Source organism: Actinacidiphila sp. bgisy167 (assembly GCF_965342175.1).
Taxonomy (GTDB): Bacteria; Actinomycetota; Actinomycetes; order Streptomycetales; family Streptomycetaceae; genus Actinacidiphila.
In genome coordinates, this window is the sequence record NZ_CBDRBL010000032.1 from 14,824 (window position 1) to 38,508 (window position 23,685).

Below are 23,685 nucleotides of genomic sequence, written 5' to 3' on the forward strand. Positions count from 1 at the left end.
GCTCAGCGCGCGGTCCGGGCGCCCCTTCCGAGGGTGGAGGCGCGTACGACGAGTTCGGGCTGGAAGACGATGCGCCGGTGCTCGTGCTCCTCGGCCGCCTCCCCGGTCTCCTCGATGAGCAGGTCCGCCGCGGCCCGGCCCATCCGGTACGCCGGCTGCCGCACGGAGGTGAGCGGCACCGCGGCCGCCGCCGCGAACTCGATGTCGTCGTAGCCGACCAGCGCGATCTCCTCGGGAACCGCGATGCCCGCGGCATAGAGGGCCTGCAGCACGCCGAGAGCGAGCAGGTCGTTGGCGCAGAAGACCGCGGTCGGGCGGTTGGCCATCCCCAACAGGCGGGCGCCGGCATCGCGTCCTGAGGGGACGTCGAGCCGCTCGGCCTCGATGTGCGCCAGGGACTCGGCGGGGAGGCCCGCGGCGGCGAGCGCGTCCAGGGCACCGGCGCGCCGGTCCTGGCACTGGGCGAGATGCATCGGACCACTCACGTAGACGATGCGTTCGTGGCCGCGCTCGATGAGGTGGTCGACCGCGAGCCGGCCGCCCTCGACGTCGTCCACGGACACCGAGCAGGCCTCCGCGCTCGGCACGACGCGGTCCACGAAGACGAAGGGGATGTTGTGCCGCCGGAAGGAGGAGATGTTCCGGCCGCTGGTGTCCGCGGGCGTCACAAGGACGCCGCGCACCCGCTGCTCGGCGAAGAGCCCCAGGTAGTCGGCCTCCTCCGCCGGGCTCTCACCGCTGTTGCAGAGCATCACGCCGAGCCCCGCCTCCCGGGCGGCCCGCTCGGCCCCCGAGGCGACGTCCACGAAGAAGGGGTTGGCCATGTCGAGAACGAGCAACGCGATGATCCTGCTGCGGCCCGCTCGCAGCTGCCGGGCGGACTCGCTGCGTACATAGCCGAGTTGCTCGATGACCGACAGCACACGGGCCCGTGTGTCCTCGGAGACCATGTCGGGCCGGTTGATCACGTTCGACACCGTGCCGACCGAGACGCCCGCCTGCCGGGCGACGTCCTTGATCCCCACCATCCGTGTCACGAGTTCCGCCCTACCTCCTGCCGCCCGCCCGCCGCAGGCCTGAGAAGACATGCTACGCACAGGAGGACGGCGCGGGGGCACACTGTGTTCCAAGGACCTGAGGACGGGAGCCGGGTCCGCTCTGGCGGAACAGTGCGATCGGCTCGGTAACGGACGGCCGGGAGGCGGGTCGGCGGCTTCCGGGGCGGGGCTGCGTCCCCTTACGGGCAGGGCGGCCCCGTCAGGCCAGGTGGAAGACCTCCGTGAGCGGCCGCATGGCCTCGTCCGGCCGGGACCCGTCCAGCGCCTCGAAGAAGTCCGCCATCTCCGCCTGCCAGCGGGCGTTGACCTCGGTCGCCGCCATGGTCGCCTGGGCGGCCGCGAAGTCCTCGGTCTCCAGATAGCCGACGAGCAGGCCGTCCTCGCGGAGAAAGAGCGAGTAGTTGTGCCAGCCGGCCGCCGAGAGCGCGTCCAGCATCTCGGGCCAGACGGCGGCGTGGCGCTCGCGGTACTCGGCGAGCCGGTCCTCGCGGACCTTCAACAGGAAACAGACGCGCTGCACGGTCGGCCCTGGCCTCTCGGGTCTGATATGAAAGGTTTCAATCGATGGCAGGGACGTTAGGACACCCCGACATGGCTCGTCAATGGCACCCTCTGCGACCCGCAGACATCCGATCTCTGCCCCCTGGTGCGGGGCGCATGCGGCAGTATGAGCTCACGGGTGGCCGTGCCGACCGTGAGGAGGCCCCATGCGCGTAGCGCTGTTCGTCACGTGTGTGAACGACACGCTCTACCCCGAGACGGGGAAGGCCGTCGTGACCCTGCTCGAGCGGCTGGGGCTGACCGTGGACTTCCCCGCCGCGCAGACCTGCTGCGGCCAGCCGCAGTTCAACACCGGCTACCGCCACGAAACGGAGCCCCTGGTCAAGCGGTACGCCAAGGCCTTCGAGGGCTACGACTACATCGTCACCCCCTCCGGCTCCTGCGCCGCGATGGTGCGCGACAACTACCCCCGCATCGGGGAGCGGGCCCGCGCGGAAGGGCGCGGGGACGGTCTTGCCGCCATCGCCGAGTTCGTCGTGCCGCGCACCTACGAGCTGACCGAGTTCCTCACCGATGTGCTCAAGGTGACGGATGTGGGCGCCTACTTCCCCTACCCGGTCACCTATCATCCGACCTGCCACGGCCTGAGGATGCTGGGACTGGGCCGCCGTCCGCTGGAACTGCTCAGCCATGTGAAGGGGCTGGAGCTGGTCGAGCTGCCCGGCGCGCAGGAGTGCTGCGGCTTCGGCGGCACCTTCGCCGTCAAGAACGCGGCCGTCTCCGCCGCCATGGGCGCGGACAAGGCCCGCAGCATCACCTCCACCGGCGCGCGCGCCGTGTGCACGGTGGACAACTCCTGCCTGATGCACATCGGCGGCACTCTCGCCCGACTCGGTTCCGAGGTCCGGCCGGTACACCTCGCGGAAATCCTCGCGTCGACCGAGGAACAGCCCTACGGAGGCATCCGATGAGCGGCACCTATCTGGGCATGCCCGCCTTCCCCGTCGCCGCCGGCGAGGCGGTGCGCGACAGCACGCTGCGCGGCAACCTGCGGCACGCCACCCACACCATCCGGGACAAGCGGGCCCGTGCCGTCGCGGAACTCGACGACTGGCAGCAACTGCGCACCGCGGGCAAGCAGATCAAGGACGACGTCCTCGCCCATCTCGACCACTACCTGGTGCAGATGGAGGAGGCGGTCACCGCCGCGGGCGGCACCGTGCACTGGGCGGCCGACGCCGACGAGGCGAACCGGATCGTGACGGACCTGGTGCGCGCCACCGGCGAGCGGGAGGTCGTCAAGGTCAAGTCCATGGCGACCCAGGAGATCGGCCTCAACGAGGCGCTGGCCGAGGCCGGCATCTCGGCCTACGAGACGGACCTGGCAGAGCTGATCGTGCAGCTCGGCGACGACCGGCCGAGCCACATCCTCGTGCCCGCGATCCACCGCAACCGTTCCGAGATCCGCGACATCTTCACCGACGCCATGGGGCGCTGGGGGCGTCCCGCTCCCGAGGAGCTGTCCGACTCCCCCGCCGAACTCGCCGAGGCGGCACGGCTCCATCTGCGGGAGAAGTTCCTGCGCGCCAAGGTCGGCATCTCGGGCGCCAACTTCATGATCGCCGAGACCGGCACCCTGGTCGTGGTGGAGTCCGAGGGCAACGGCCGCATGTGCCTGACGCTGCCCGAGACCCTGATCTCGGTGGTCGGCATCGAGAAGGTGCTGCCGAGCTGGCAGGACCTCGAGGTGTTCCTGCAGCTCCTGCCGCGCTCCTCCACGGCGGAGCGGATGAACCCCTACACGAGCACCTGGACCGGCACGACGGACGAGGACGGACCGAGCACCTTCCACCTCGTCCTGGTCGACAACGGCCGTACCGACACCCTCGCCGACGAGGTGGGGCGGCAGGCTCTTCGCTGCATCCGCTGCTCCGCCTGCCTCAACGTCTGCCCGGTGTACGAGCGGGCCGGCGGACACGCGTACGGCTCCGCCTATCCGGGGCCGATCGGCGCCATCCTCACCCCGCAGCTCCGCGGCACGGACACCGCGCTCGACGCCTCGCTGCCCTACGCCTCCTCCCTCTGCGGCGCCTGTTACGAGGTGTGCCCGGTCGCCATCGACATCCCGGAGGTCCTCGTCCACCTGCGGGAACGCGTCGTACAGGGCGGCGAGACGACCCGGGGCGGCAACAGGGTGACGCTCCGGCCCGCCAAGGGGCACGCGGCCGAGCGGGCGGCCATGCGCGCGGCGCGCTGGACCCTGGACCACCCGGCGGCGCTGCGCGCCGGCCAGCGGCTCGCGGCGCGGACCCGCAGGTTCCACCCCCGGCGGCTGCCCGGGCCCGGCAAGGCGTGGACCGACACCCGGGACGTCCCCTCGGTGCCGGCGGAGTCCTTCCGCGACTGGTGGCAGCGCACCCGCGGTGCGGGTGCCGCGGGCCCCGGCGCCCGCATCGGAGACGGCACCGCTACCAGCGCCGGCATCAGCACCGAGAACGGGGAGGGCGGCAAGTGAGCACCCGTGACCAGATCCTGGGGCGGATCCGTCGTGCCCTCGCCGACGCGCCGCAGGGCGCGGCGCCCGCGCGCGGCGTGGTGGACCGCGGCTATCTGCGCGTCCACGGGCGGCGGGACGCGGCGCAGACCGCCGACCTCCTGGCCGAGAACCTCGCCGACTACCGTGCGATCGTCCACCGCGCCACCGTCGAGGAGCTCCCGGGCCGGCTCGCGGGCCTGCTGGCGGCGCGCGGCACCCGACGGGTCGTCGTGCCGCCCGGCTTGCCCGAGCAGTGGCTCTCCGCGGTGCAGGGCGTTGAGCGGGTGGCCGACTCCGCGGAGCTGACGGCCCGCGAGCTCGACGCCGTCGACAGCGTCGTCACCGGCTGCGCGGTGGCGATCGCGGAGACCGGCACCATCGTGCTGGACGCGGGGCCCGACCAGGGCAGGCGCAGGATCACCCTCGTCCCGGACCACCACGTCGTCGTCGTGCGCGTCCCGGACCAGGTCGTCGACTCGGTCCCGCAGGCTTTGGAACGGCTCGATCCCGCCCGGCCTTTGACGTGGATCTCCGGCCCCTCGGCCACCAGCGACATCGAACTCGACCGGGTCGAGGGCGTCCACGGGCCACGCACCCTGGAGGTCGTGCTCGTCACGGACTGACAACGCACCTCTCATTTGGCGTCCGCATAGCACTCGACCGCATGAGTCTGCAGCGGAAAGGGCACCGGCGTCGGCCCGAAGAGCAGGCGCCGGGCCTCCTCCGCGGACTCCGCCACCGCACGCTCCACCGCGGGGGCCAGCTCCTGGGGTGTGTGCACGATGACCTCGTCGTGCAGGAAGAACACCAGGCGCGGCCGGTCGTCGAGCGCGGTCAGACGGCGGCGCAGGGAGGCCAGCACGGCCAGCGCCCACTCCGCCGCCGTTGCCTGGATGACGAAGTTGCGGGTGAAGCGGCCCCATGCGCGGGCCTGGGCGTCGGTCAGATCCTGCCGGTCGGCCGGCGGGGCCGGCGACGTACGCCCCAGGTGCGACCGTACGACCCCGCCGCCCTCGCCGGTGCGCGCGGCGGACTCCACCAGGCCCATGGCGTCCGGGAAGCGGCGGCGCAGCACCTCGAGCAGCGGCCCCACCTCGCCGCTGGTCTGGCCGTACATGGCGCCCAGGAGGCCGAGTTTGGCCCGTGCGCGGTCGCCGTCGAAGGCGGTGCGCGCGAGGGCGGCGTAGAGGTCTCCCTCGGCAGCGGCCGCCGCCAGCCCGCGGTCGCCGGACAGTGCGGCCAGGACGCGGGGTTCCAACTGGCCCGCGTCGGCGACGACCAGCCGGTGCCCGGGGTCGGCGACCGCGGCGGCACGGAGCTGCCGCGGGATCTGCAGGGCGCCGCCGCCTCGCGTCGCCCAGCGGCCGGAGACGACACCGCCGACGACGTATTCGGGATGGAACCGCCCGCTGGGAGCCCACTGTTCGCGCCAGGCCCAGCCGTGGGCGCTGTGGATGCGGGAGAGCTCCTTGTAGCGCAGAAGCAGAGCGGCCGCCGGGTGTCCGACCTCCCGCAGCACATGGGAGCGGGTCGAGGTGATCCGCACGCCCACGTGCTCGAAGGCGGGCAGCAACTGGGCCGGGGAGTCCGGGTTCACCGGGCGGCCCAGAGCCTCCTGGATGCCGGCGGCGAGCTCGGACAGCACCCTGGGGCGGACACCGCCCACCGGACGGGGACCCAGCAGCCCGGTGAGCACCGCGTCGTGGGCGGCCGCGCTCCAGGGCAGGCCGTCCCGGCTCATCTCGGCGGCGGCCAGGGCCCCTGCGGACTCGGCGGCGCACAGCAGGCGCATCCGGTCGGGATGTTCGGACAGCGCGGTGCGGCGCTGCTGGTCGGCGTGGACGGCGACCACCGCCTCCAGCGGGTCGGCGCCGGGCGGCAGCTGCTGGCGGTCGGCGGCGAAGAGCACCGGCTGGTCGTCGGGGCCGCCCTCTCGTGCCTCGTCCGGCACGGGGGGCCCACGCAGCCGCGCCCAGGCGGCGCCCAGCGACCGGGGCAGGCCCCAGCGCTCCTCCGAACCGAGCAGCAGGGCCTCGACGAGCTTGAGGTCGTGGCACCGGGCCAGGCGTGCCGGTAGCCGTTCGAGCAAGGGCGGGTAGATCTCGTCGGTCGCCGCCCACACCCAGCGCGGCGCCTCCCGGGCCTCGCGCTCGGCGACGGCGGCCGCGAGGTCGCCGACGGTCTGCGGGGAGCCGTCCGGGGTGCCGTCCTCCCGCAGCGCCTGCAGCCGCCCGCCGATCCCCAGGGGATCGGCGACGACGGCGACGGACAGGCTCCTTGGCGAGGTCACCGTTCGAGACTAGACGGGGGCACCGACAGCGCGGCCGCGAGGTGCGCCGTGTTGCGGGGCGCTGCCCGCGGTGGCGGGGCGCCCGGCCCGCGCCGGGCGGTGGCCGGCGGCCGGACGCGCCTGCCTGGCGCCTCCGGCGGTCTTCAGCGCGCCGTTCCCCGCCCTCAGCCAGGGGCGGTGGCAGGCCGCGTGAAGGGCGGCAGGGCCGCGAAGTCCGGGGCCTGGAGGGAGACGGCCAGTTGGGCCAGCGCGTCCCGGACCCGGGTGAGAGGGTGCTCCGGGAAGCGCGCATCGTGGGCAGGGGCGTCGGCCCGGTGGAAGGGCAGGCCCTGCCGCAGGTCCGGGGCGTAGGGATGCTGCCTGAAGTAGCGCTCGGAGCCGAGTTCGACGAGGACACCTGCCTCGCGGGTTCAGGTGGCGCCCTGCTCCAGGGCCCGCGCCTTCGACGGCGCTGCGAGAGGCGCGGGGCAGGGTGTAGCTGCCCAGGAACGCCTGGCCCGTGGGGCGGCCCGGCAGGGGGACCTTGAGGACCTGGCGCAGTGTGGGCACCGTCCCCGGGTGCAGCACGTCGGCCTCGACGAGGCCGCCGCCCGCCCGGGCCGTGTAGTGGGCCAGAGCGTGCCGCAGGTGCGGCAGTTCCTCCAAGGGCGCGGGTATGTCCGGCGGCGCGTCGAACCGGTGGACGCTGACGAGGTCGCCGTGGTCGTGGTCCAGGCGTCGGCCTCGATCTGCCGGTGGCCGGGGAGTGCCGCCCCCGCGATGGCTCCCACGGCCGAGGATCATGCCGTAGGGGCCAGGCGGGCGTCACGGCGGACCAGGGCGGCGTAGCGGCCGTCCAGGGCGAGCAGTTCGTCGTGGCTGCCGCGTTCCACGATCCGGCCGTGGTCGAGGACGACGATCTGGTCGGCGTCGCGGACGGTCGACAGCCGGTGGGCGATGGTGATGGTGGTGCGGCCCGCCGAGAGGGCGTCGACGGCGTCCTGCACCGCGCGCTCGGTACGGGTGTCCAGCGCGCTGGTGGCCTCGTCGAGGATGAGGACCGGCGGGTCCCGCAGGATCGTCCTCGCGATGGCCAGGCGCTGCTTCTCGCCGCCGGAGAAGCGGTATCCGCGCTCGCCGACCACGGTGTCGTACCCGTCGGGCAGGCCCGCGATGTGGTCGTGGATCTGCGCGGCGCGTGCGGCGGCGACGATCTCCTCGTCGGTGGCGTCGGGTTTGGCGAAGCGCAGGTTCTCGGCGACCGAGGCGTGGAAGAGATACGTCTCCTGGGAGACCACGCCGACCGACGCGGCCAGCGTGTCGAAGGCCAGGTCGCGCACGTCGACGCCGTCGAGCGTCACACGTCCTTCGGTGACGTCGTAGAGCCGGGGCACGAGGTAGCTCAAGGTGCTCTTGCCGGAACCGGTGGCGCCGACGACGGCGAGACTGCGGCCTGCCGGGAGTGTCAGTTCGATGCCGTCGAGGGTGCGTCCGGGCGCGTCCGGGTCGTACGAGAAGCCGACGCCTTCGAAGCGGATCTCCCCGCGGACGCGCGGCAGGCGTAGGGGGTCGTCCTTCTCGGTGATGTCGACGGGCAGGTCGAGGTATTCGAAGATGCGCTGGAAGAGCGGGAGCGAGGTCTGCACCTGGACGCCGGTCGACAGCAGGCTGACGGTGGGCCGGAAGAGTCCCTGCTGGAGCGAGACGAAGGCCACGAGCGTGCCGATGGAGACGGTCCCGCCCGACGGGTGCACGGCGACGCCGGCGACCCAGTAGATGAGCGCGGGCATCGCGGCCATGACGACGCCGATGGTGGACATGCGCCAGCGGCCGGCCATGTTGGAGCGCACCTCGAGGTCGGCCAGCCGGTCGGACTCGGCCGCGAAGGAGCGGGTGAGGGAGTCGGCGCGTCCCATGGTGCGGCCGAGGAGGATGCCGCTGACCGACAGCGACTCGGTGACGATGGCGGACATCGCGGCCATCTGTTTCTGGCGCTGGGTGGTGATCTTCTTCCGCTCGGTGCCGACCCTTCGGCTGATCCACACGAAGACCGGCAGCAGGAGCAGGGAGGCGATGGTCAGCCGCCAGTCGAGGGCGATCATCGCGACGACGGTGGCCACGACGCTGGTGAGGTTGGAGACCAGCGAGGTCGCGGTGGAGGTGACGGTGGCCTGCATGCCGCCGATGTCGTTGGCGATGCGGGACTGCACCTCTCCGGTGCGGGTCCGGGTGAAGAACGCGAGGGACATGCGCTGGAGCCGCTCGTACACGGCGGTGCGCAGGTCGTGCATGACCCGCTGGCCGACCGTGGTGGAGATCAGGGTCTGCAGGACTCCGAAGACGCTGTTGAGGACGGCGGTGGCGATCATGCCGAGGGCGAGCAGGCTCAGCAGCCCGGTGCGGCCCTGGGGAATCGCCGTGTCCAGGATCTCGCGCAGCAGGAAGGGGGAGGCGACCGACACGAGCGAGGCGGCGCCGACGAGGAGTCCGACGAGGGCGAGGCGGCCGCGGTAGGGCCGGAAGAGCCTCAGGACGCGGCGGACGTCGGTGGGCCGGGCCGTGTCCTTGGGCGGCGGGGTCCACCGCGGGGGTTCATCGGGGTGCAAAGGGCCTCCGAAAGGTCCGGGCAGGGCAGGACGGTGCGAGTGTAGTTTATTGTTACCTATACTCACAATGAAGTGCATCCTGATACGCTCCGACCATGGACTCCCGCACCTCCGCCGCGGACGCCGACGAGACCACCGGGCGTCTCGCCGACCAGTTGCTGTGGCTGACCCGTCGGCTGCACCGCGCACAACGGCGTCACCTGGAGCCGGTCGGCATCACCCCCGCCCAGGCGCGCATGCTGCGCACGGTCGCGCACCTCGTCGCGAACGGACCCGCGCCCCGCATGGCCGACCTCGCCGAGCGTCTGGACGTCGTGCCGCGCGCGGTGACGAGCCTGACCGACGCCTTGGAGGAGCGGAGGCTCGTGCGCAGGGCACCCGACCCGGCCAACCGCAGGGTGGTGCGCATCGAGCTCACCGAGGAGGGCGACGACGCCGTGCGACGCTTGCGCCGAGCCCGCCGGGCGGCGGCCGAGGAGTTGCTCTCGCCCCTGGACACGGATCAGCGCGACGCCCTGACGGCGCTGCTCGCCGCCCTGGACACCGGGCCGGGCCGCTGCTGAGGCCCCCAGGACGGCGCTCGGGGAACAGCTCGCTTGGCCCGGGCGACAGTGCTGTGGACCCTGCCGCGAGGATTTCCGGAACCCTCGTCAGGCAGCCAGGTGCGCACGGTCACCCATCACCACGATCGGGTGAAGTGCCGGGTCGAGTGTGCGCAGCAGGTACTCCATGGCGGACTCGGACTGGCTGACGCAGGCGGACGTGCCGCTGCCGTGGTCCATGTGCAGCCAGATGCCACCGCCCTTGGACTGGCCCTCGGGGCGGGTCGGGTCCAGGGGGGACGTGCCCTTGACCCGGTTGTAGTCGACGGCGATGACGAGGTCGAAGTCGTGCCAGTGCGACCGCGGCCACCAACGCGGCGCGGCGAAGGCGGAGGAGCGGTGGTACGGCAGCCGCGACCCCGGGTCGGCCAGCACGCCGCCCGCGTCCGTCAGCGTGAAGACCCCCACGGGGCTCTTCCGGTCGCCCTCATGGTGATCGGTCGTCCACCCGCGCTTGCCGTTGTGCCCCGGCCACGAGCGCTCCCGCTTCCACACGTCGCCCTCGCGGGTGTACAGCACGATGGTCGACTCCGCGGAACGCATGCTGTCCCCGTACACCGCGACCACCTGCCCTGCGTCGGCGGGGATGCGGGACCGCAGCGCGGGACCGACACCCGGAATCTCCCGTGTGGGGGCCGCCCGGGTGGAGCGTGCCGGCTTCTTCACCGGGTGATCCGCCGTGCCCCGCGGCGCCTCCGCGCCCCCGGCACAGCCCGCGAGCAGCACCACTGTCGCCGCGACGACCGCCGTCCCCGCCCCACGCTTCATGCGAACCGCCCCTCCACCGGGCCGTCGCAGTCCATCCTCGCACTCTCCGGTGACGACGGCCGCGAGCCAAGGCCCGTTCCGGGCCACGGAAAAACGGGTTGAATTCGTCACGCCGGTGACGGGACGCTGGCACGTCCGCTCCCACCCCCTGCACCGATGTCGGGACGTCATGTCGCTCAGCGCTCTCCCCCACGCCGACCCGGGTGTCCCCGACACCCGCTCAGGCTTCCGATTGCTGCTCTGGCTGGAACAGCGCCAGCTCGGCGGCCAGATCAAGGCCACACTGTGGGGCACCCTCCACATGGCGGCCGTGGCCTGCTTCCCGGCCGCCGTCGGCATCGCCGTACAGGCCGTCGTCGACGGCTCCGGCGGCCGGCTCGCGCTCGCGGGCGGCATGATCCTCGCCCTGGGCCTGGTGGCCGCCGCGGGCGACACCATGCTGCACCGCAGCGCCGTCACCAACTGGATCACCGCTGCCGCCCGGGTACAGCTCCTGCTGTCGCGCAAGACCCTGGAGTTGGGCGCGCTGCTCACCCGGCGGGTGGCGGCGGGCGAGGTCGTCGCGGTCAGCACCGGCGACGTCGAGAAGATCGGCTGGTTCGTCGAGGCGCTGGCCCGCTTCGCCTGCTCCCTGCTCGCGACCGTCGGCGTCACCGTGGCGCTGCTGGTCTATCGGCCCGAGCTGGGGCTGATCGTCGCCGCGGGCATCCCCGTGCTGGCGCTGGCGGTGCTGCCGTTGCTGCCGCACGCGACACGGCGCGCCGACGAGCAGCGCGCCAAGGCGGGCAAGGCCACCGAACTCGCCTCCGACACCGTGGCCGGTCTGCGCGTGCTGCGCGGCATCGGCGGCGAGGAGCAGTTCCTGTCCCGCTACCGGCGGGCCTCCCAGGAGGTGCGCGGCGCCGCCGTCCGCAGCGCCCGGATGTGGGCGCTGATCAACGCCGTGCAGGTGGCCCTGCCCGGGCTGCTGCTGCTCGCGGTGACCTGGTACGGCGCGCGGCTGGCGCTGGAGGGACGGATCGCGGTCGGGGAGCTGGTCACCGTCTACGGGACGGTGGTCTTCCTGCTGTTCCCGCTGCGGGGCTTCGAGGAGATCGCGATGGCGTACTCCTTCTCCCGTCCGTCCGCCGCACGTGCCGCCGCCGTGCTCTCCCTGCGGCGGGACACCGATGGCGCCGACCGCGGGAGCAGAGGGCACGCGGGCCCGCTGCCGGCCGGCGACCTCTACGACCCGCTGTCAGGGCTGCTCGCCCCGGCCGGAGAGCTGACCGCCGTGGTGTGCGGAGACCCGGACGCGGCGGGCGCGCTCGCCGACCGCCTGGGCGGGCACAGCCCCACCGCAACGGGCGACGCCCCGTCGGTGCTGCTCGGCGGGAAGGCGCTGGACGACCTGCCGCTGGCGTCGGCACGCGCGGCCGTACTGGTGCAGGACAAGGACCCTGTGCTGCTGTCCGGCACGCTGTCCGCGCTGCTGGACGTCCCCGCCTCCGGTCGGGTCGGCGCGGCCGAGGCCCTCGAGGCGGCACAGTGCGGCGACGTGCTCGAGGCGCTGGCACAGGCCTCGGTGGACGCCTCCGGGGACCCGATGCGCACCCGGATCACCGAGCGGGGGCGCTCCCTGTCGGGCGGCCAGCGGCAGCGGCTCGCGCTGGCCCGCTCGCTCGTCGCCGACCCGGAGGTCCTGGTGCTGGACGAGCCGACCAGCGCCGTCGACACGCACACCGAGGCCCGGATCGCCCGCGGTCTCAAGGCGCTGCGCGCCGACCGGACGACGGTGGTCCTCACCTCGAGCCCGTTGCTGCTCGACCTAGCGGACCGCGTGGTGTTCGTCGACGACGGCGCGGTGCGGGCCTGCGGCACCCACCGTGAGCTGCTGCGCTCCGACGTCGGCTACCGCGCCGTCGTCACCCGCGACAGCGAGCAGGAGGAGCCCTCAGGGAAGGCAACGCGACTCGAGAAAGCCGAGGAAACCGCATGATCGGCGTGAAACCTCCGGAGTACGACCCGGCAGCGCCACGGCAGGCGACGACCCTGCCGGTCGGCTCGCCCGCCACGGTGCGCCGTTACGTCGGCGAACTGGCCCGGCGGCACCGGGGAGCGTTCGCGCTGCTCGTCACGGTGAACGCCGTAGCCGTCGTCGCCTCCATGGTCGGCCCCTACCTGCTGGGCGGTCTCGTCGAGGACCTGGCGTCGGGCGAGCGCGACCTGCACATCGGACGCACCATTGCGCTGTTCGCCGCGGCGCTCGCCGTGCAGACCGTGTTCGTCCGCGAGGTGCGGCTGCGCGGCGCGGTCCTCGGCGAGCTGATGCTCGCCGACCTGCGTGAGGACTTCCTCGTACGGTCCGTGGGCCTGCCCCCCGGCGTCCTGGAACGGGCGGGCACCGGCGACCTGCTCTCCCGTATCACCACCGACATCGACCGGCTGTCCAACGCCATGCGGGAGGCCGTGCCGCAGCTGGCGGTCGCCGTGGTGTGGAGCGGCCTGCTGCTCGGCGCGCTGACGGCCACCTCGCCTCCGCTGGCGCTGGCGGTGCTGGTGGCCGTGCCGGTGCTGCTCGTCGGGTGCCGCTGGTACTTCCGGCGCGCGCCGCGTGCGTACCGCTCCGAGGCGGCCGGCTACGCCGCCGTCTCGGCGGTCCTCGCGGAGTCGGTGGACGCCGGGCGCACCATCGAGGCGCACCGGCTCGGCGACCGCCGCGAGGAGCTGTCACGCACCCGCATCCGCCAGTGGGTGGCGTGGGAGCGCTACACGCTGTGGCTGCGCAGCGTGCTCTTCCCCGTGATCAATGTGACGTACACGCTCATCCTCGCGTCGGTCTTGATGATCGGCGGCGCGTTGGTGCTGCACGGCATGGTGTCGGTGGGCGAGCTGACGACGGGCGCGCTGTACGCGCAGATGCTGGTCGACCCGATCAACCTGATCCTGCGCTGGTACGACGAGCTCCAGGTGGCGCAGGTGTCGCTGGCCCGGCTGGTCGGCGTCCGGGAGGTCGAACCGGGCGCCGCGGACGAGCGGGTCGCGCCCGACGGCCGCGACGTTCACGCCGACGAGGTGCGCTTCGGATACCGGGCCGGCAGCGACGTGCTGCACGGGGTGAGCCTGCGGGTCCGACCCGGGACCCGGCTGGCCCTCGTCGGCCCGTCCGGGGCGGGCAAGTCGACGCTGGGACGGCTGCTGGCCGGCATCTACAGCCCCCGGGCCGGCGAGGTCACCCTGGGCGGCGCCGAGCTCGCCCGGATGCCGGCGGAACGGGTGCGCGAGCACGTGGCCCTGGTCAACCAGGAACACCATGTCTTCGTCGGCAGCCTCAGGGACAACCTGCTGCTCGCCCGCGCGCAGGCCGGCGACGAGGAGCTGTGGGCGGCGCTGACCGCGGTGGACGCCGACGGCTGGGCACGGGCGCTCGCGGAGGGCCTGGACACCGAGGTCGGCTCCGGCGGCACCGCGCTGACCCCGGCCCAGGCCCAGCAGGTGGCGCTGGCACGACTGGTCCTCGCCGACCCGCACACCCTGGTGCTGGACGAGGCCACCTCGCTGCTGGACCCCCGCGCGGCGCGTCATCTGGAGCGGTCGCTGGCTCGCGTGCTGGACGGCAGGACCGTGGTGGCGATCGCGCACCGGCTGCACACCGCGCACGACGCGGACCTGATCGCGGTGGTCGAGGACGGCCGCATCAGCGAGTTGGGCAGTCACCACCAGCTGGTGGAGGCCGAAGGCGCGTACGCGGCGCTGTGGCGGTCCTGGCACGGGTAGTGCGGACCGGCACAACGCCGCGTCGCGGTGGCGCGAAGGTGGGGGCGCTCAGCCGAACAACAGCGCTCCTGCCGCGCCCACACCGCCGATCGCGAAGAAGATCGGGGTCAGCACCTTGACCTCGACCTTGCTGCCGGCGCGGAAGCGCATGGGCTTGGGCGTGCCGATCGGGTACCAGCGCCTGCGCCCGATCGGGATGGGCCACAGCACCGGGCAGCCGGACATGGTCAGGGCGTCGCCGAGGCAGTGCACGATGGATCCCAGCACGATGGGGATGCCGATCCACAGGTACTGCTGGTCGGGCTGGGTGAACAGCCAGCCCTTGCCGCTTGCGGTGCTGTCCAGGGCGTCCGCCAGCACCCAGGCGCTGGTCGCGCCGAGCAGCCACACCAGGACGTCGCTGGAGACCCTGGCCTGCCGCCACAGCAGCCCCTCGACGGCCAGGACGGCATGTACGAAGAGGATGACGAGCACCGCCCACCGGCCGCCCACCAAAGCCACCCCGGAGGCGGCCGCGCCCATCAGGACCGCCCACAGCCATGTGTGGGTGAGGGTGCGGTGCCCGCCCTGGCGCACGGGGTCGCCGGGCTTGCGGGTCCTCTTGTAGGCGGCGAACGACAGCTTGTCGATGATCTCGCACAGCCCGCGCGATATGGGGCCGAAGGCGCGCGAAATCGTCGCGGCCTTGTGGTCGAGGTCGGGGGCGAGAGCCGCGCCGGCGCAGATCAGCGCCCCGACCACGATCGTCGGCCAGGGCATCGGATGACCGAGTCCCGCGGAGATCGCTCCCAGCGACAGCCACGCCGCCGCTCCGGAGATGGAATGTGCCGGTCCCATCATGGTGTGTATCCCGCCCTTTCGACCGCTCTTGCAGCGGACTTGACGCCCAGTCGACGGCACACCATACCGTTGGTCGATCTTCGTGAGGCCCGCCGGTTCACCCCCTGGCCCGGGAGGCAGGCAAGATGGTGGGGTGACCCTCATCGACCAGCTGCCTGCCGAGCCCGATCCCGACGCCCTCTTCGAGGCCTTCTCGTCCTGGGCGGAGGGCCGCGGCATCTCCCTCTACCCCGCCCAGGAGGAGGCGCTGATCGAGGTGGTGTCGGGGGCGAACGTCATCCTGTCGACGCCCACCGGCTCGGGGAAGAGCCTTGTCGCGGCCGGTGCGCACTTCGCCGCTCTCGCCCGTGACGAGGTCACCTTCTACACCGCCCCGATCAAGGCGCTGGTGTCGGAGAAGTTCTTCGACCTGTGCAAGCTCTTCGGTACCGAGAACGTCGGCATGCTGACCGGTGACGCCTCCGTCAACCCGGACGCGCCCGTCATCTGCTGCACGGCTGAGGTGCTGGCGTCGATAGCGCTGCGCGACGGCAAGGACGCGGACATCGGCCAGGTCGTCATGGACGAGTTCCACTTCTACGCCGAGCCCGACCGCGGCTGGGCGTGGCAGATCCCCCTGCTGGAGCTTCCCCAGGCCCAGTTCCTGCTCATGTCGGCGACGCTCGGCGACGTCACGCGCTTCGAGAAGGACCTCACGCGCCGCACCGGCCGTCCCACGGCCGTCGTGCGCTCGGCGACGCGGCCGGTACCGCTGTCGTACGAGTACCGGCTCACCCCGCTCACCGAGACGCTGACCGAGCTGCTGGAGACGCGCCAGGCCCCGGTCTACATCGTGCACTTCACGCAGGCGGCGGCCGTGGAGCGGGCGCAGGCGCTGATGAGCATCAACATGTGCACGCGCGCCGAGAAGGACGCCATCGCGGAGCTCATCGGGAACTTCCGCTTCACCACGAAGTTCGGCCGCAACCTGTCCCGTTACGTCCGGCACGGCATCGGGGTGCACCACGCCGGCATGCTGCCCAAGTACCGGCGCCTGGTGGAGAAGCTGGCACAGGCCGGACTGCTGAAGGTCATCTGCGGCACGGACACCCTGGGTGTCGGCGTCAACGTGCCGATCCGCACCGTGCTCTTCACCGCCCTGACCAAGTACGACGGCAGCCGTGTCCGGGTGTTGCGCTCCCGTGAGTTCCATCAGATCGCGGGCCGCGCCGGGCGCGCCGGATTCGACACCTCCGGTTTCGTGGTGGCCCAGGCGCCCGAGCACGTGATCGAGAACGAGAAGGCCCTCGCGAAGGCCGGCGACGACCCGAAGAAGCGCCGCAAGGTGGTGCGCAAGAAGGCGCCCGAGGGCTTCGTCGGGTGGACGGAGAACACCTTCGAGAAACTGATCGCCTCCGACCCCGAACCGCTCACCTCCCGGTTCCGCGTGACCCACGCCATGCTGCTGTCGGTCATCGCGCGCCCCGGCAACGCCTTCGACGCGATGCGGCGGCTGCTGGAGGACAACCACGAGGACCGCAGGTCCCAGCTGCGGCACATCCGCCGGGCCATCGCGATCTACCGCTCGCTGCTCGCGGGCGGGGTCGTGGAGCGGCTGGACGAGCCCGACGAGGAGGGGCGCATCGTCCGGCTGACGGTGGATCTGCAGCAGGACTTCGCGCTCAACCAGCCGCTGTCCACCTTCGCACTGGCCGCGTTCGAACTGCTGGACCCGGAGTCCCCCTCCTATGCGCTGGACATGCTGTCGGTGATCGAGTCGACCCTCGACGATCCGCGGCAGATCCTCGCTGCCCAGGAGAACAAGGCCCGCGGCGAGGCCGTCGCGGCGATGAAGGCCGACGGGGTCGAGTACGAGGAGCGGATGGAGCGGCTGCAGGACATCTCGTACCCCAAGCCGCTGGAGGAGGTGCTGTCGCACGCCTACGGCGTGTACCGCAAGAGCCATCCGTGGGTCGGCGACCACCCGCTGTCGCCCAAGTCGGTCGTGCGCGACATGTACGAACGGGCGATGACCTTCTCCGAGTTCGTCTCCCACTACGAACTGGCCAGGACCGAGGGCATCGTGCTGCGCTACCTGGCGGGCGCGTACAAGGCCCTGGAGCACACCGTCCCGGACGACCTGAAGTCGGAGGACCTGCAGGACCTCATCGCCTGGCTCGGCGAGCTGGTCCGCCAGGTGGACTCCAGTCTGCTCGACGAGTGGGAACAGCTCGCCAACCCCGCGGAGCTGACGGCCGAGGAGGCCCAGGAGCGCGCCGACCAGGTCAAGCCCGTCACGGCCAACGCCCGTGCCTTCCGGGTCCTGGTGCGCAACGCCATGTTCCGCCGGGTCGAGCTGGCCGCGCTGGAGCGGTTCGGTGAACTCGGCGAGATGGACGCCTCGTCCGGCTGGGACGCGGACGCGTGGGCCGAGGCGATGGACGCCTACTGGGACGAGTACCAGGACCTGGGCACCGGCCCCGACGCACGCGGGCCGAAGCTCCTGCAGATCGAGGAGCGTCCCGACGAGGGGCTGTGGAAGGTCCGGCAGACCTTCGCGGACCCCGAGGGCGACCACGACTGGGGCATCTCCGCCGAGATCGACCTCACCGCCTCCGACGAGGAGGGCCGCGCGGTGGTCAAGGTGACCGCTGTGGGGGCGCTGTGACCGAGGGAGCGGCGGCCCGGCGGAAGGGACGCGACCGGTGACCAACCCCGCCGAGCGGCTGGTGGACCTCCTCGATCTGGAGCGGATCGAGGAGGACATCTTCCGCGGGAGAAGCCCTCAGGAACGCCTCCAGCGGGTGTTCGGCGGCCAGGTGGCGGGCCAGGCCCTGGTCGCGGCCGGCCGCACCACGGACGGCAGCCGTCCGGTGCACTCCCTGCACGCGTACTTCCTGCGGCCGGGGCGCCCCGGAGTGCCGATCGTGTACCAGGTGGAGCGGATCCGCGACGGCCGCTCCTTCACCACGCGGCGCGTGGTCGCGGTGCAGCAGGGACGGACGATCTTCCATCTGACCGCCTCCTTCCACGCGCCGGAGCCAGGGTTCGAGCACCAGTTGCCGATGCGCGGGGTGCCGGCACCGGAGAGCCTGCCGAAGCTGGGCGACGAGCTCCGCGAGCACCTCGGCGACCTGCCAGAGCAGTTGGAGCGGATGGCGCGACGGCAGCCGTTCGACATCCGCTACGTGGACCGGCTGCGCTGGACCGCCGAGGAGATCGAGGGCGCCGAGCCGCGCAGCGCCGTCTGGATGCGCGCGGTGGGCCCGCTCGGGGACGATCCCCTGGTGCACACCTGCGCCCTGACGTACGCCAGCGACATGATGCTGCTCGACGCGGTGCGCGTGCCGGTCGAGCCCCTGTGGGGGCCGCGCGGTTTCGACATGGCCTCGCTGGACCACGCCATGTGGTTCCACCGGCCGTTCCGCACCGACGAGTGGTTCCTCTACGACCAGGAGTCCCCCGTCGCGACCGGGGCGCGTGGACTGGCCCGCGGGCGCATCTACGACCGCGAGGGCCGGCTGCTGGTCTCCGTCGTCCAGGAGGGGCTGTTCCGCAAGCACGGCGGCTGAGCGTCCCGTCTCACGAGTCCGGCCCTCCCCGCCGGCGCCAGGGTCGGCCCGAGGCCGGTGCCCGAGGCGGGCGTTCCCAGGCCGCGCGCCCCGGCTCAGCTCATGCGGAAGACCGGGCCCTTGGGTGTGAAGGGAAGGCGGCCGTCGTGGCGGATCAGGAAGGCGTGGGTGCGACGGATCCGCAGGACGTCGCATTCACCGTCGGTGATCAGCAGGATCGGTGCCGTCGGAGGGAAGTCGGGGGCGCGGAGGAGGAGGTCGACACCCGGCTGCAGCACGGTGCCGCCGCGGCCCCTGACCCGCACGCGGTCAGCGATCTCGGTCACCGGCAGGTAGCCCGCGTCGAAGGGGGCGACGTCGCAGAACACCACGCGGGCGGCGGTCACATCGCGGGCGGTGGCGTAGGACGCGATGGCGCCGAGCGCCTTGCCCAGCAGCGTCCGGTCCATGGATGCGGAGGTGTCCAGGACCACACCGAAGGTGCAGCGGGCCACTTCCTGCGGCGGGTGGCTGCGGCCGGCACGGGGGATGTCCGGCGTGGACGCCTGCCGCCGGGAAGGACGGGCGAAGCTGCGTACGGCCTCGGGGCGGGGCACGTACTCGTCGAACCAGCGGGCCAGCCTCGCGTCCCAGGGCAGCGGCGGCTGGGAGAGCGCGCGGATCTCCTCGACGAGGCCGCCCGGCAGGAGCCCCCGTTCGCGCCGGTGCATCTCGAAGCCCTGGAGCAGACCGCGCCGGTAGAACTCGTCCAGGTCCACCCACGCGGGCGCGCTCTCCCCGGGTCGGGGCAGCGGCTCGCCCAGGATGTCGCCGAGGCCCTTGCCGCGCAGTGTGGCCAACCGCCGCAACCGCCGCTGGTCCCCGGCGATGCGGTCATAGACCTCCTCGCTCGACAGCCCGGCCAGGGCCGGGTCGTGCAGCAGGCCCTCGGGCATCTGCCCGACACCCATCTCCAGCAGCCAGCCGTTGACCACGTAATCGGCTGCGACGTTGAACAGGTAGGGATCCCGGCCGCCCAGGCGCTCACCGTGGCGCAGCGCGGCGTGCAGCATCTCGTGGGCGAGGACGAACCGCCATTCCTCGTCGGTGTACCGGCACAGGGGATTGAGGTAGATCTCCCCCGCCTCGGCGTTGACCGCCGCCACCAAGATCCGCTGGGCACGGGCGAGTTCGGCGTCGGCGACCAAGGTCATCCCGGCGGCGATGCCACCGAGCAGCGGGAAGGAGGAGACGAACCAGCTCAGGGCGCGCTCCCACGGACGCAGCGGGCGTCTGTCCCCGGTAAGCTCCTCGCGCCGGCCTCCGGCGACGTCCAGAGCCGCCGACATCGTCCTGGTCAGGGCGGCGACGAAAGCGACGGTCCAGTCCTCCGGTTCGCGCCAGTAACCGATCCAGGGCCGGAGCACCTGGTCCGGCTCCGCGCCCGCGGTGCCGCCCGACGCGAACTCGGCCGGGATGCCGTCGCGGCGCCAGCGTGCGGCGAGCTGCTCCTCGTCGCCGTCCGGGAAGAGCTCGGGCAGCGGGACGGGTGCCCGGCCCACGGAGAAGGTCTCCAGGAAACGGTTGACCACCGTGCAGCGGGCGGCCAGCTCGAACCGGTCGGGCTGGTGCCGCTCGCCCCGGGCGGCCGGCACGTGCCCGAGACCGAGGTGCAGGAGACTGTGCGCGAGCACCCAGGCCCACTCCTCCGGCTCGGCGCGGCGCAGGGGGTCGACGTGCACGACGCCGTTGGAGGTCACCGCGGCCCAGCCGTCGCCGGGGTGCTCCGCGCACTCCTTGCTCCGGCACAGGCGGCCGTCGACGGTGACGAGCGGGGCGAGGGCTGTGTTGTGGCGCAGCAGCTCCACCCCCGCGGCGAACGCCTCGGCCGCGGGGTCCTTGCGGGATGCCGACCGCTCCCGGGACCTGGCACCGTGCGAGCCGCTCACCGGCGGGCCTCGACCAGCCGGGGCATGTCACGGGCGGCCTCGAGGAGGAACCAGGAGGGCAGCACCGGGTTGCCGTCTTCGCCGTCGGCTATCACGGTCTGTGCCACCTCGACGGATATCTCGGCCAACTGCACCAGCAGCGACTTGGCCCGGTAGGCCATCTGCCGTACGGCCTGCGGCGCGCGCTCGCGCTGCGCCGGCAACTCCTTGATCAGACGACCGCGGAAGGAGTCGGCGAGGTAGTAGAGCAGGTCGCGGTCCTCGATGCGGCGCGGCCACGAAGCGTCGCCCTTGAGGATGGCGTCGAGGCCGTACGCGTGCCGGACGATCTTGACATAGCCGCAGAAGGCTGTGGCGTGCGCCGGGCTGAGCGTGCCGTACGCCAGCACCTTCAGCGTCCCCTCGTCCAGAGCTGGTCCGAAGGAGTGCAGCGCGTCGGAGAGCATGTGCCAGGCGCGTGGCGTGGAGAACGACTCCTCCGTCTTGGGCGGCGCGGACCACAGGTGGTCCGGCCGGTCGGTGAGGTGGTCGATGATCCACGGATGGATCCCCGCGCCCGCAGCCCAGATCAGCCAGTCCTCGGCAGAGGCCCGCAGATGGACATGCGCCAGCCGGTTGACCAAGGCGGAAGCCATGGGTCGTGCCAACGCGTTGTCGGTGGCGCGGTTCCCCGCACCGATGACGATGCTGCCGGGAGGCAGCTCGTACGAGCCGATGCGGCGGTCGAGGATCAGCGAGTAGAAGGCCTTCTGCACATCGGGGGTGGCCGCGTTCAGCTCGTCCAGGAAGAGGCAGTAGGGCTCGTCGCGGGCGATCGTCTCCGGCGGGCAGAAGCGGGACCGACCCTCGACGATCTGCGGTACGCCGATGAGGTCCTCCGGAGCCAGTTGAGTGCCGACGAGACTCACGCAGTCCAGTCCCAGGGAGTCGGCGAACTGCCTGACCAGGGAGGATTTTCCGATGCCGGGTGCGCCCCAGAGAAAGACCGGGCGGACGGTGGCCAGGTTGAGCAGCAGCTCGGGCACTTGGGAAGGGGAGACGGTGACAACACCCTGCAAGTTCGGGCTCCTCGGGATCGGGACAATGGCGGGCGGGCACCCTGCAGATGACGGCCGGTCCATGGTCTCACCCTGCCGCCGACCCGCCGCACCTGGTAGCTCGCGCGCACGCCCGTCGACGATCGGCGCGGGGAGAAAGCCCGTCGGCATCTCCCCACCGGCCCCCCGGAGGACAAGATCGTCGGCCTCACGCGCCGCCGCTGCCGCGACTCCGGTCGGGCGCGACGTCGTCGTCACCGCCTGTCGACGTGTCATGTGGCACCGGACCTGGTCGACGCAGGCCGAGAAGGCGCTTCCAGCGGCCGAGCGGCGCTGTTGGCGGTGACGTCGGCGGCAGGGCGAGTAGCGGGGAGGAAGGTGGCGGCGGGGCCATGGCGGGCGGCGGAATGTCCACGGCGACCGGGGCGGCCGCCGGCGCACCGCGCTCGGGTCGCGGGGCTGGACGGATGGCGCGTGCCCTGATCAGTGCGTCAGCGAGCGAGACATGGGCGAAGGCGATCTCGTCGGGGTCGCACGCGACGACCTGGGCCTCGATCAGCTCACGCGACGCGTAGGGGCCCGTGCTCCCCGCGGGGAGCGCCGGACACAGCCCGCGCAGGCAGGCCCGTTCGCGGACGTCCGAAACCGCTTCGGCGGCCGCTCGCGGGCCCAGCAGTGCGGCCCAGGCGGCGGCCTCTGCCCAGGCGTCCTCGGCGTCCCGCACGAGTTCCTCGACGCGTCGGCTCCGCCAGCCGCGGGCGCGCTGGTCCTCACCCCCGTCGAGGGCCTCGCGCAACTCGGCGGGGAGCCGGCCCTCCAACAGCGCCGGATGCTCCCGGGCGAACCGCCGCACGTCCTCGGCGAGGTAGAGCCAGACCACGGCGCGGTAGCGGTTGACGTACCAGCGGACGGGGCGGAGGAAGCCGGACTTGGCGAGCCGGGTGAAGCGCTCCCGGCTGATCCCGATCATCGCCGCGGCCTCGATGCCGCCCACCAGGGCCAGCCGCGCGCGCAGACCGTCGGGAAAGCCCTCCTCCCCCCGCAACCGGTCGACGTCCTCGCGCACGACACGCCGGCGTCCGCCGACGGCCGGCGCGGTGCGCACCTCGCCGATCTGCAGTGCCACCTCGAACTCATCGGCCTGCAGGCACAGTTCCTCCCGGGCACGCTGCATGCCGAGCGCCTCGCGGACGGCAGCCTCCTTCACAGCCATGCGACTCCCCCTGACCTCCGTAGCGAATGACTACTGACAGTCACGACGATAGGTCCTCGCGGCGCCCTCGACGAGGCCTGTGGATAACTCCGGTCACACCGCGTACTCGTACACGGTGACGGCGATCCCGCCGCGCACGAGCCGCTCCTCGATCAACGGCTCGACCCGCTCCCAGACGCCACCCGCCAGTCCGCAGCCGATGCGCGGCATGTGCACGGACGCACCGAGCTCGGCCGCCTTCAGCGCCACCACGGCGAGCCCGGCGTCGATGGCCTCGTATCGGACGGGCACATCTGTACCGCCCCTGCGGATGCCGCGCTGCCCCACGAGGTTGGCGACCCATGTGCTCTCGCCGACCTGGACGAACTGAACGGCGCCCAAGGCGAAGTCGTTGACAGCGCGTTCACGGTGCCACCGCCGGTACGCGGCCTCGGGTCCGGGCCATCGCCGGGAGACGGCGACGACAAAGCCCTTGCCCCAACGGCCCGCGTCGTTGCAGACGTGGACGATCAGCTTGACGCCTTCGCCCTGCGGTGTGGTGGCGTCCCCCCGGACGTATGCGATCCCCTCCATGAGCTCACCGTACGTCCGGGGTCCGACAACGCCGCCGGGGCGACCGGCCGGTTCACAGGGCGCGCAGGCCGTTGATGACGTCCTTGAGCAGCCCCACGTCCGGTAGTTCCGCCGGCGGCACGGGCCGGACGGCCCGCAGATGGCCGCCCCTGAGGAGATCCCCGAGCAGGACACGGACGACGCCGAGCGCGAGGTCGGCCTCCGCGGCCAGTTCGGCCACGGTCAGCGGGCCGTCCCTGCACAGGTCCAGCAGGGCCAGGTGCTCCTCGTCGAGGTCGTCGCCCAGGACCGCGCCGACGGTCGGGACCATGACGGCGATCAGATCGACGTCTCCTTCGGAGTCCGGCCGGGTACGACCACCGGTGATGGTGTACGCGCGCACCATGGGACCGGCCTCGTCGTCATACCAGAGCGCGCCCTCGTCTCCCGGCGGGCTCGGGTTCATGC

19 protein-coding genes are annotated in these 23,685 nt (G+C 72.5%); 8 read left to right on the forward strand and 11 right to left on the reverse strand.

The genetic code is table 11. From position 1 onward, the window contains the following. Positions 1-2: 2 nt before the first annotated feature. Together ACRWND_RS15095 and ACRWND_RS15100 are read right to left on the reverse strand one after the other, a co-directional pair. Entirely contained in the window at positions 3-1,028 is a 1,026-nt protein-coding gene (locus tag ACRWND_RS15095) for a LacI family DNA-binding transcriptional regulator (protein ID WP_431949459.1), read from the reverse strand. 229 nt (positions 1,029-1,257) lie between these two features. Continuing rightward, positions 1,258-1,578: an L-rhamnose mutarotase gene (locus ACRWND_RS15100; protein WP_431949372.1), complete on the reverse strand. Its 321-nt coding sequence runs from the start codon at positions 1,576-1,578 to the stop codon at positions 1,258-1,260. Positions 1,579-1,765: 187 nt separating this feature from the next. Between ACRWND_RS15100 and ACRWND_RS15105 the strand changes: the two genes are divergently transcribed. From ACRWND_RS15105 to ACRWND_RS15115, 3 genes are read left to right on the forward strand one after another with little or no spacing between them, the layout of a single operon-like run. Next, positions 1,766-2,530, forward strand: coding sequence for a (Fe-S)-binding protein (locus ACRWND_RS15105; protein ID WP_431949374.1), 765 nt, complete (start codon positions 1,766-1,768; stop codon positions 2,528-2,530). Next, on the forward strand, positions 2,527-4,074 hold the full coding sequence (locus tag ACRWND_RS15110; protein ID WP_431949376.1) for a LutB/LldF family L-lactate oxidation iron-sulfur protein: 1,548 nt from the start codon (positions 2,527-2,529) through the stop codon (positions 4,072-4,074). Before ACRWND_RS15105 ends, ACRWND_RS15110 begins: the two co-directional genes overlap by 4 nt. Beyond that, a complete protein-coding gene (locus ACRWND_RS15115) occupies positions 4,071-4,718 on the forward strand; it encodes a LutC/YkgG family protein (RefSeq protein ID WP_431949378.1) in 648 nt (215 codons plus the stop codon). The genes ACRWND_RS15110 and ACRWND_RS15115 overlap by 4 nt, the downstream gene beginning before the upstream one ends. Positions 4,719-4,729: 11 nt before the next feature. Here ACRWND_RS15115 and ACRWND_RS15120 read toward each other — a convergent pair whose 3' ends face one another. Both ACRWND_RS15120 and ACRWND_RS15125 read right to left on the reverse strand, forming a co-directional pair. After that, positions 4,730-6,385: a bifunctional 3'-5' exonuclease/DNA polymerase gene (locus ACRWND_RS15120; protein WP_431949380.1), complete on the reverse strand. Its 1,656-nt coding sequence runs from the start codon at positions 6,383-6,385 to the stop codon at positions 4,730-4,732. Positions 6,386-7,164: 779 nt separating this feature from the next. Continuing rightward, entirely contained in the window at positions 7,165-8,970 is a 1,806-nt protein-coding gene (locus tag ACRWND_RS15125) for an ABC transporter ATP-binding protein (protein ID WP_431949382.1), read from the reverse strand. A gap of 95 nt (positions 8,971-9,065) precedes the next feature. Here ACRWND_RS15125 and ACRWND_RS15130 point away from each other — a divergent pair, with 95 nt between their 5' ends. Further along, entirely contained in the window at positions 9,066-9,533 is a 468-nt protein-coding gene (locus ACRWND_RS15130) for a MarR family winged helix-turn-helix transcriptional regulator (RefSeq protein ID WP_431949384.1), read from the forward strand. Between the two features lie 87 nt (positions 9,534-9,620). On the opposite strand, the gene ACRWND_RS15135 is transcribed toward ACRWND_RS15130, so the two are convergent. After that, positions 9,621-10,340, reverse strand: coding sequence for a hypothetical protein (locus tag ACRWND_RS15135; RefSeq protein WP_431949386.1), 720 nt, complete (start codon positions 10,338-10,340; stop codon positions 9,621-9,623). Positions 10,341-10,509: 169 nt separating this feature from the next. On the opposite strand from ACRWND_RS15135, the gene ACRWND_RS15140 reads away from it, so the two are divergent. Together ACRWND_RS15140 and ACRWND_RS15145 are read left to right on the forward strand one after the other, a co-directional pair. After that, complete coding sequence (locus ACRWND_RS15140; protein WP_431949388.1) at positions 10,510-12,318, forward strand: ABC transporter transmembrane domain-containing protein; 1,809 nt, start codon at positions 10,510-10,512, stop codon at positions 12,316-12,318. Next, complete coding sequence (locus tag ACRWND_RS15145) at positions 12,315-14,096, forward strand: ABC transporter ATP-binding protein (RefSeq protein WP_431949390.1); 1,782 nt, start codon at positions 12,315-12,317, stop codon at positions 14,094-14,096. The genes ACRWND_RS15140 and ACRWND_RS15145 overlap by 4 nt, the downstream gene beginning before the upstream one ends. Before the next feature lie 48 nt (positions 14,097-14,144). Here the strand turns inward: ACRWND_RS15145 and ACRWND_RS15150 are convergent, their stop codons facing one another. Beyond that, positions 14,145-14,936, reverse strand: a complete 792-nt coding sequence (locus ACRWND_RS15150; RefSeq protein WP_431949392.1) for a metal-dependent hydrolase — start codon at positions 14,934-14,936, stop codon at positions 14,145-14,147. Between the two features lie 133 nt (positions 14,937-15,069). Here ACRWND_RS15150 and ACRWND_RS15155 point away from each other — a divergent pair, with 133 nt between their 5' ends. Further along, positions 15,070-17,583: a DEAD/DEAH box helicase gene (locus ACRWND_RS15155; RefSeq protein ID WP_431949394.1), complete on the forward strand. Its 2,514-nt coding sequence runs from the start codon at positions 15,070-15,072 to the stop codon at positions 17,581-17,583. Positions 17,584-17,620: 37 nt separating this feature from the next. Next, entirely contained in the window at positions 17,621-18,487 is an 867-nt protein-coding gene (locus ACRWND_RS15160) for an acyl-CoA thioesterase (RefSeq protein WP_431949396.1), read from the forward strand. A gap of 95 nt (positions 18,488-18,582) precedes the next feature. Here the strand turns inward: ACRWND_RS15160 and ACRWND_RS15165 are convergent, their stop codons facing one another. The 5 genes from ACRWND_RS15165 to ACRWND_RS15185 form a co-directional block, all read right to left on the reverse strand. Continuing rightward, on the reverse strand, positions 18,583-20,415 hold the full coding sequence (locus ACRWND_RS15165) for a vWA domain-containing protein (protein ID WP_431949398.1): 1,833 nt from the start codon (positions 20,413-20,415) through the stop codon (positions 18,583-18,585). Continuing rightward, positions 20,412-21,473: an ATP-binding protein gene (locus tag ACRWND_RS15170; RefSeq protein ID WP_431949400.1), complete on the reverse strand. Its 1,062-nt coding sequence runs from the start codon at positions 21,471-21,473 to the stop codon at positions 20,412-20,414. Before ACRWND_RS15170 ends, ACRWND_RS15165 begins: the two co-directional genes overlap by 4 nt. Positions 21,474-21,660: 187 nt before the next feature. After that, the gene (locus ACRWND_RS15175) at positions 21,661-22,665 is read right to left on the reverse strand and encodes a DUF6397 family protein (protein ID WP_431949402.1); all 1,005 of its coding nucleotides are present in this window, start codon (positions 22,663-22,665) and stop codon (positions 21,661-21,663) included. A gap of 93 nt (positions 22,666-22,758) precedes the next feature. Next, positions 22,759-23,238, reverse strand: a complete 480-nt coding sequence (locus tag ACRWND_RS15180; protein ID WP_431949404.1) for a macro domain-containing protein — start codon at positions 23,236-23,238, stop codon at positions 22,759-22,761. A gap of 52 nt (positions 23,239-23,290) precedes the next feature. Then, the gene (locus tag ACRWND_RS15185; RefSeq protein ID WP_431949406.1) at positions 23,291-23,683 is read right to left on the reverse strand and encodes a DUF742 domain-containing protein; all 393 of its coding nucleotides are present in this window, start codon (positions 23,681-23,683) and stop codon (positions 23,291-23,293) included. Between the last annotated feature and the right edge of the window lie 2 nt (positions 23,684-23,685).

What these genes read in the sequence shown, in the direction of transcription:
- ACRWND_RS15095 (WP_431949459.1), bottom strand. Translation starts at nt 1,028, where the DNA reads ATGGTGGGGATCAAGGACGTCGCCCGGCAGGCGGGCGTCTCGGTCGGC.
- ACRWND_RS15105 (WP_431949374.1), top strand. Translation starts at nt 1,766, where the DNA reads ATGCGCGTAGCGCTGTTCGTCACGTGTGTGAACGACACGCTCTACCCC.
- ACRWND_RS15110 (WP_431949376.1), top strand. Translation starts at nt 2,527, where the DNA reads ATGAGCGGCACCTATCTGGGCATGCCCGCCTTCCCCGTCGCCGCCGGC.
- ACRWND_RS15130 (WP_431949384.1), top strand. Translation starts at nt 9,066, where the DNA reads ATGGACTCCCGCACCTCCGCCGCGGACGCCGACGAGACCACCGGGCGT.
- ACRWND_RS15135 (WP_431949386.1), bottom strand. Translation starts at nt 10,340, where the DNA reads ATGAAGCGTGGGGCGGGGACGGCGGTCGTCGCGGCGACAGTGGTGCTG.
- ACRWND_RS15140 (WP_431949388.1), top strand. Translation starts at nt 10,510, where the DNA reads ATGTCGCTCAGCGCTCTCCCCCACGCCGACCCGGGTGTCCCCGACACC.
- ACRWND_RS15145 (WP_431949390.1), top strand. Translation starts at nt 12,315, where the DNA reads ATGATCGGCGTGAAACCTCCGGAGTACGACCCGGCAGCGCCACGGCAG.
- ACRWND_RS15150 (WP_431949392.1), bottom strand. Translation starts at nt 14,936, where the DNA reads ATGATGGGACCGGCACATTCCATCTCCGGAGCGGCGGCGTGGCTGTCG.
- ACRWND_RS15175 (WP_431949402.1), bottom strand. Translation starts at nt 22,665, where the DNA reads ATGGCTGTGAAGGAGGCTGCCGTCCGCGAGGCGCTCGGCATGCAGCGT.
- ACRWND_RS15180 (WP_431949404.1), bottom strand. Translation starts at nt 23,238, where the DNA reads ATGGAGGGGATCGCATACGTCCGGGGGGACGCCACCACACCGCAGGGC.
- ACRWND_RS15185 (WP_431949406.1), bottom strand. Translation starts at nt 23,683, where the DNA reads ATGAACCCGAGCCCGCCGGGAGACGAGGGCGCGCTCTGGTATGACGAC.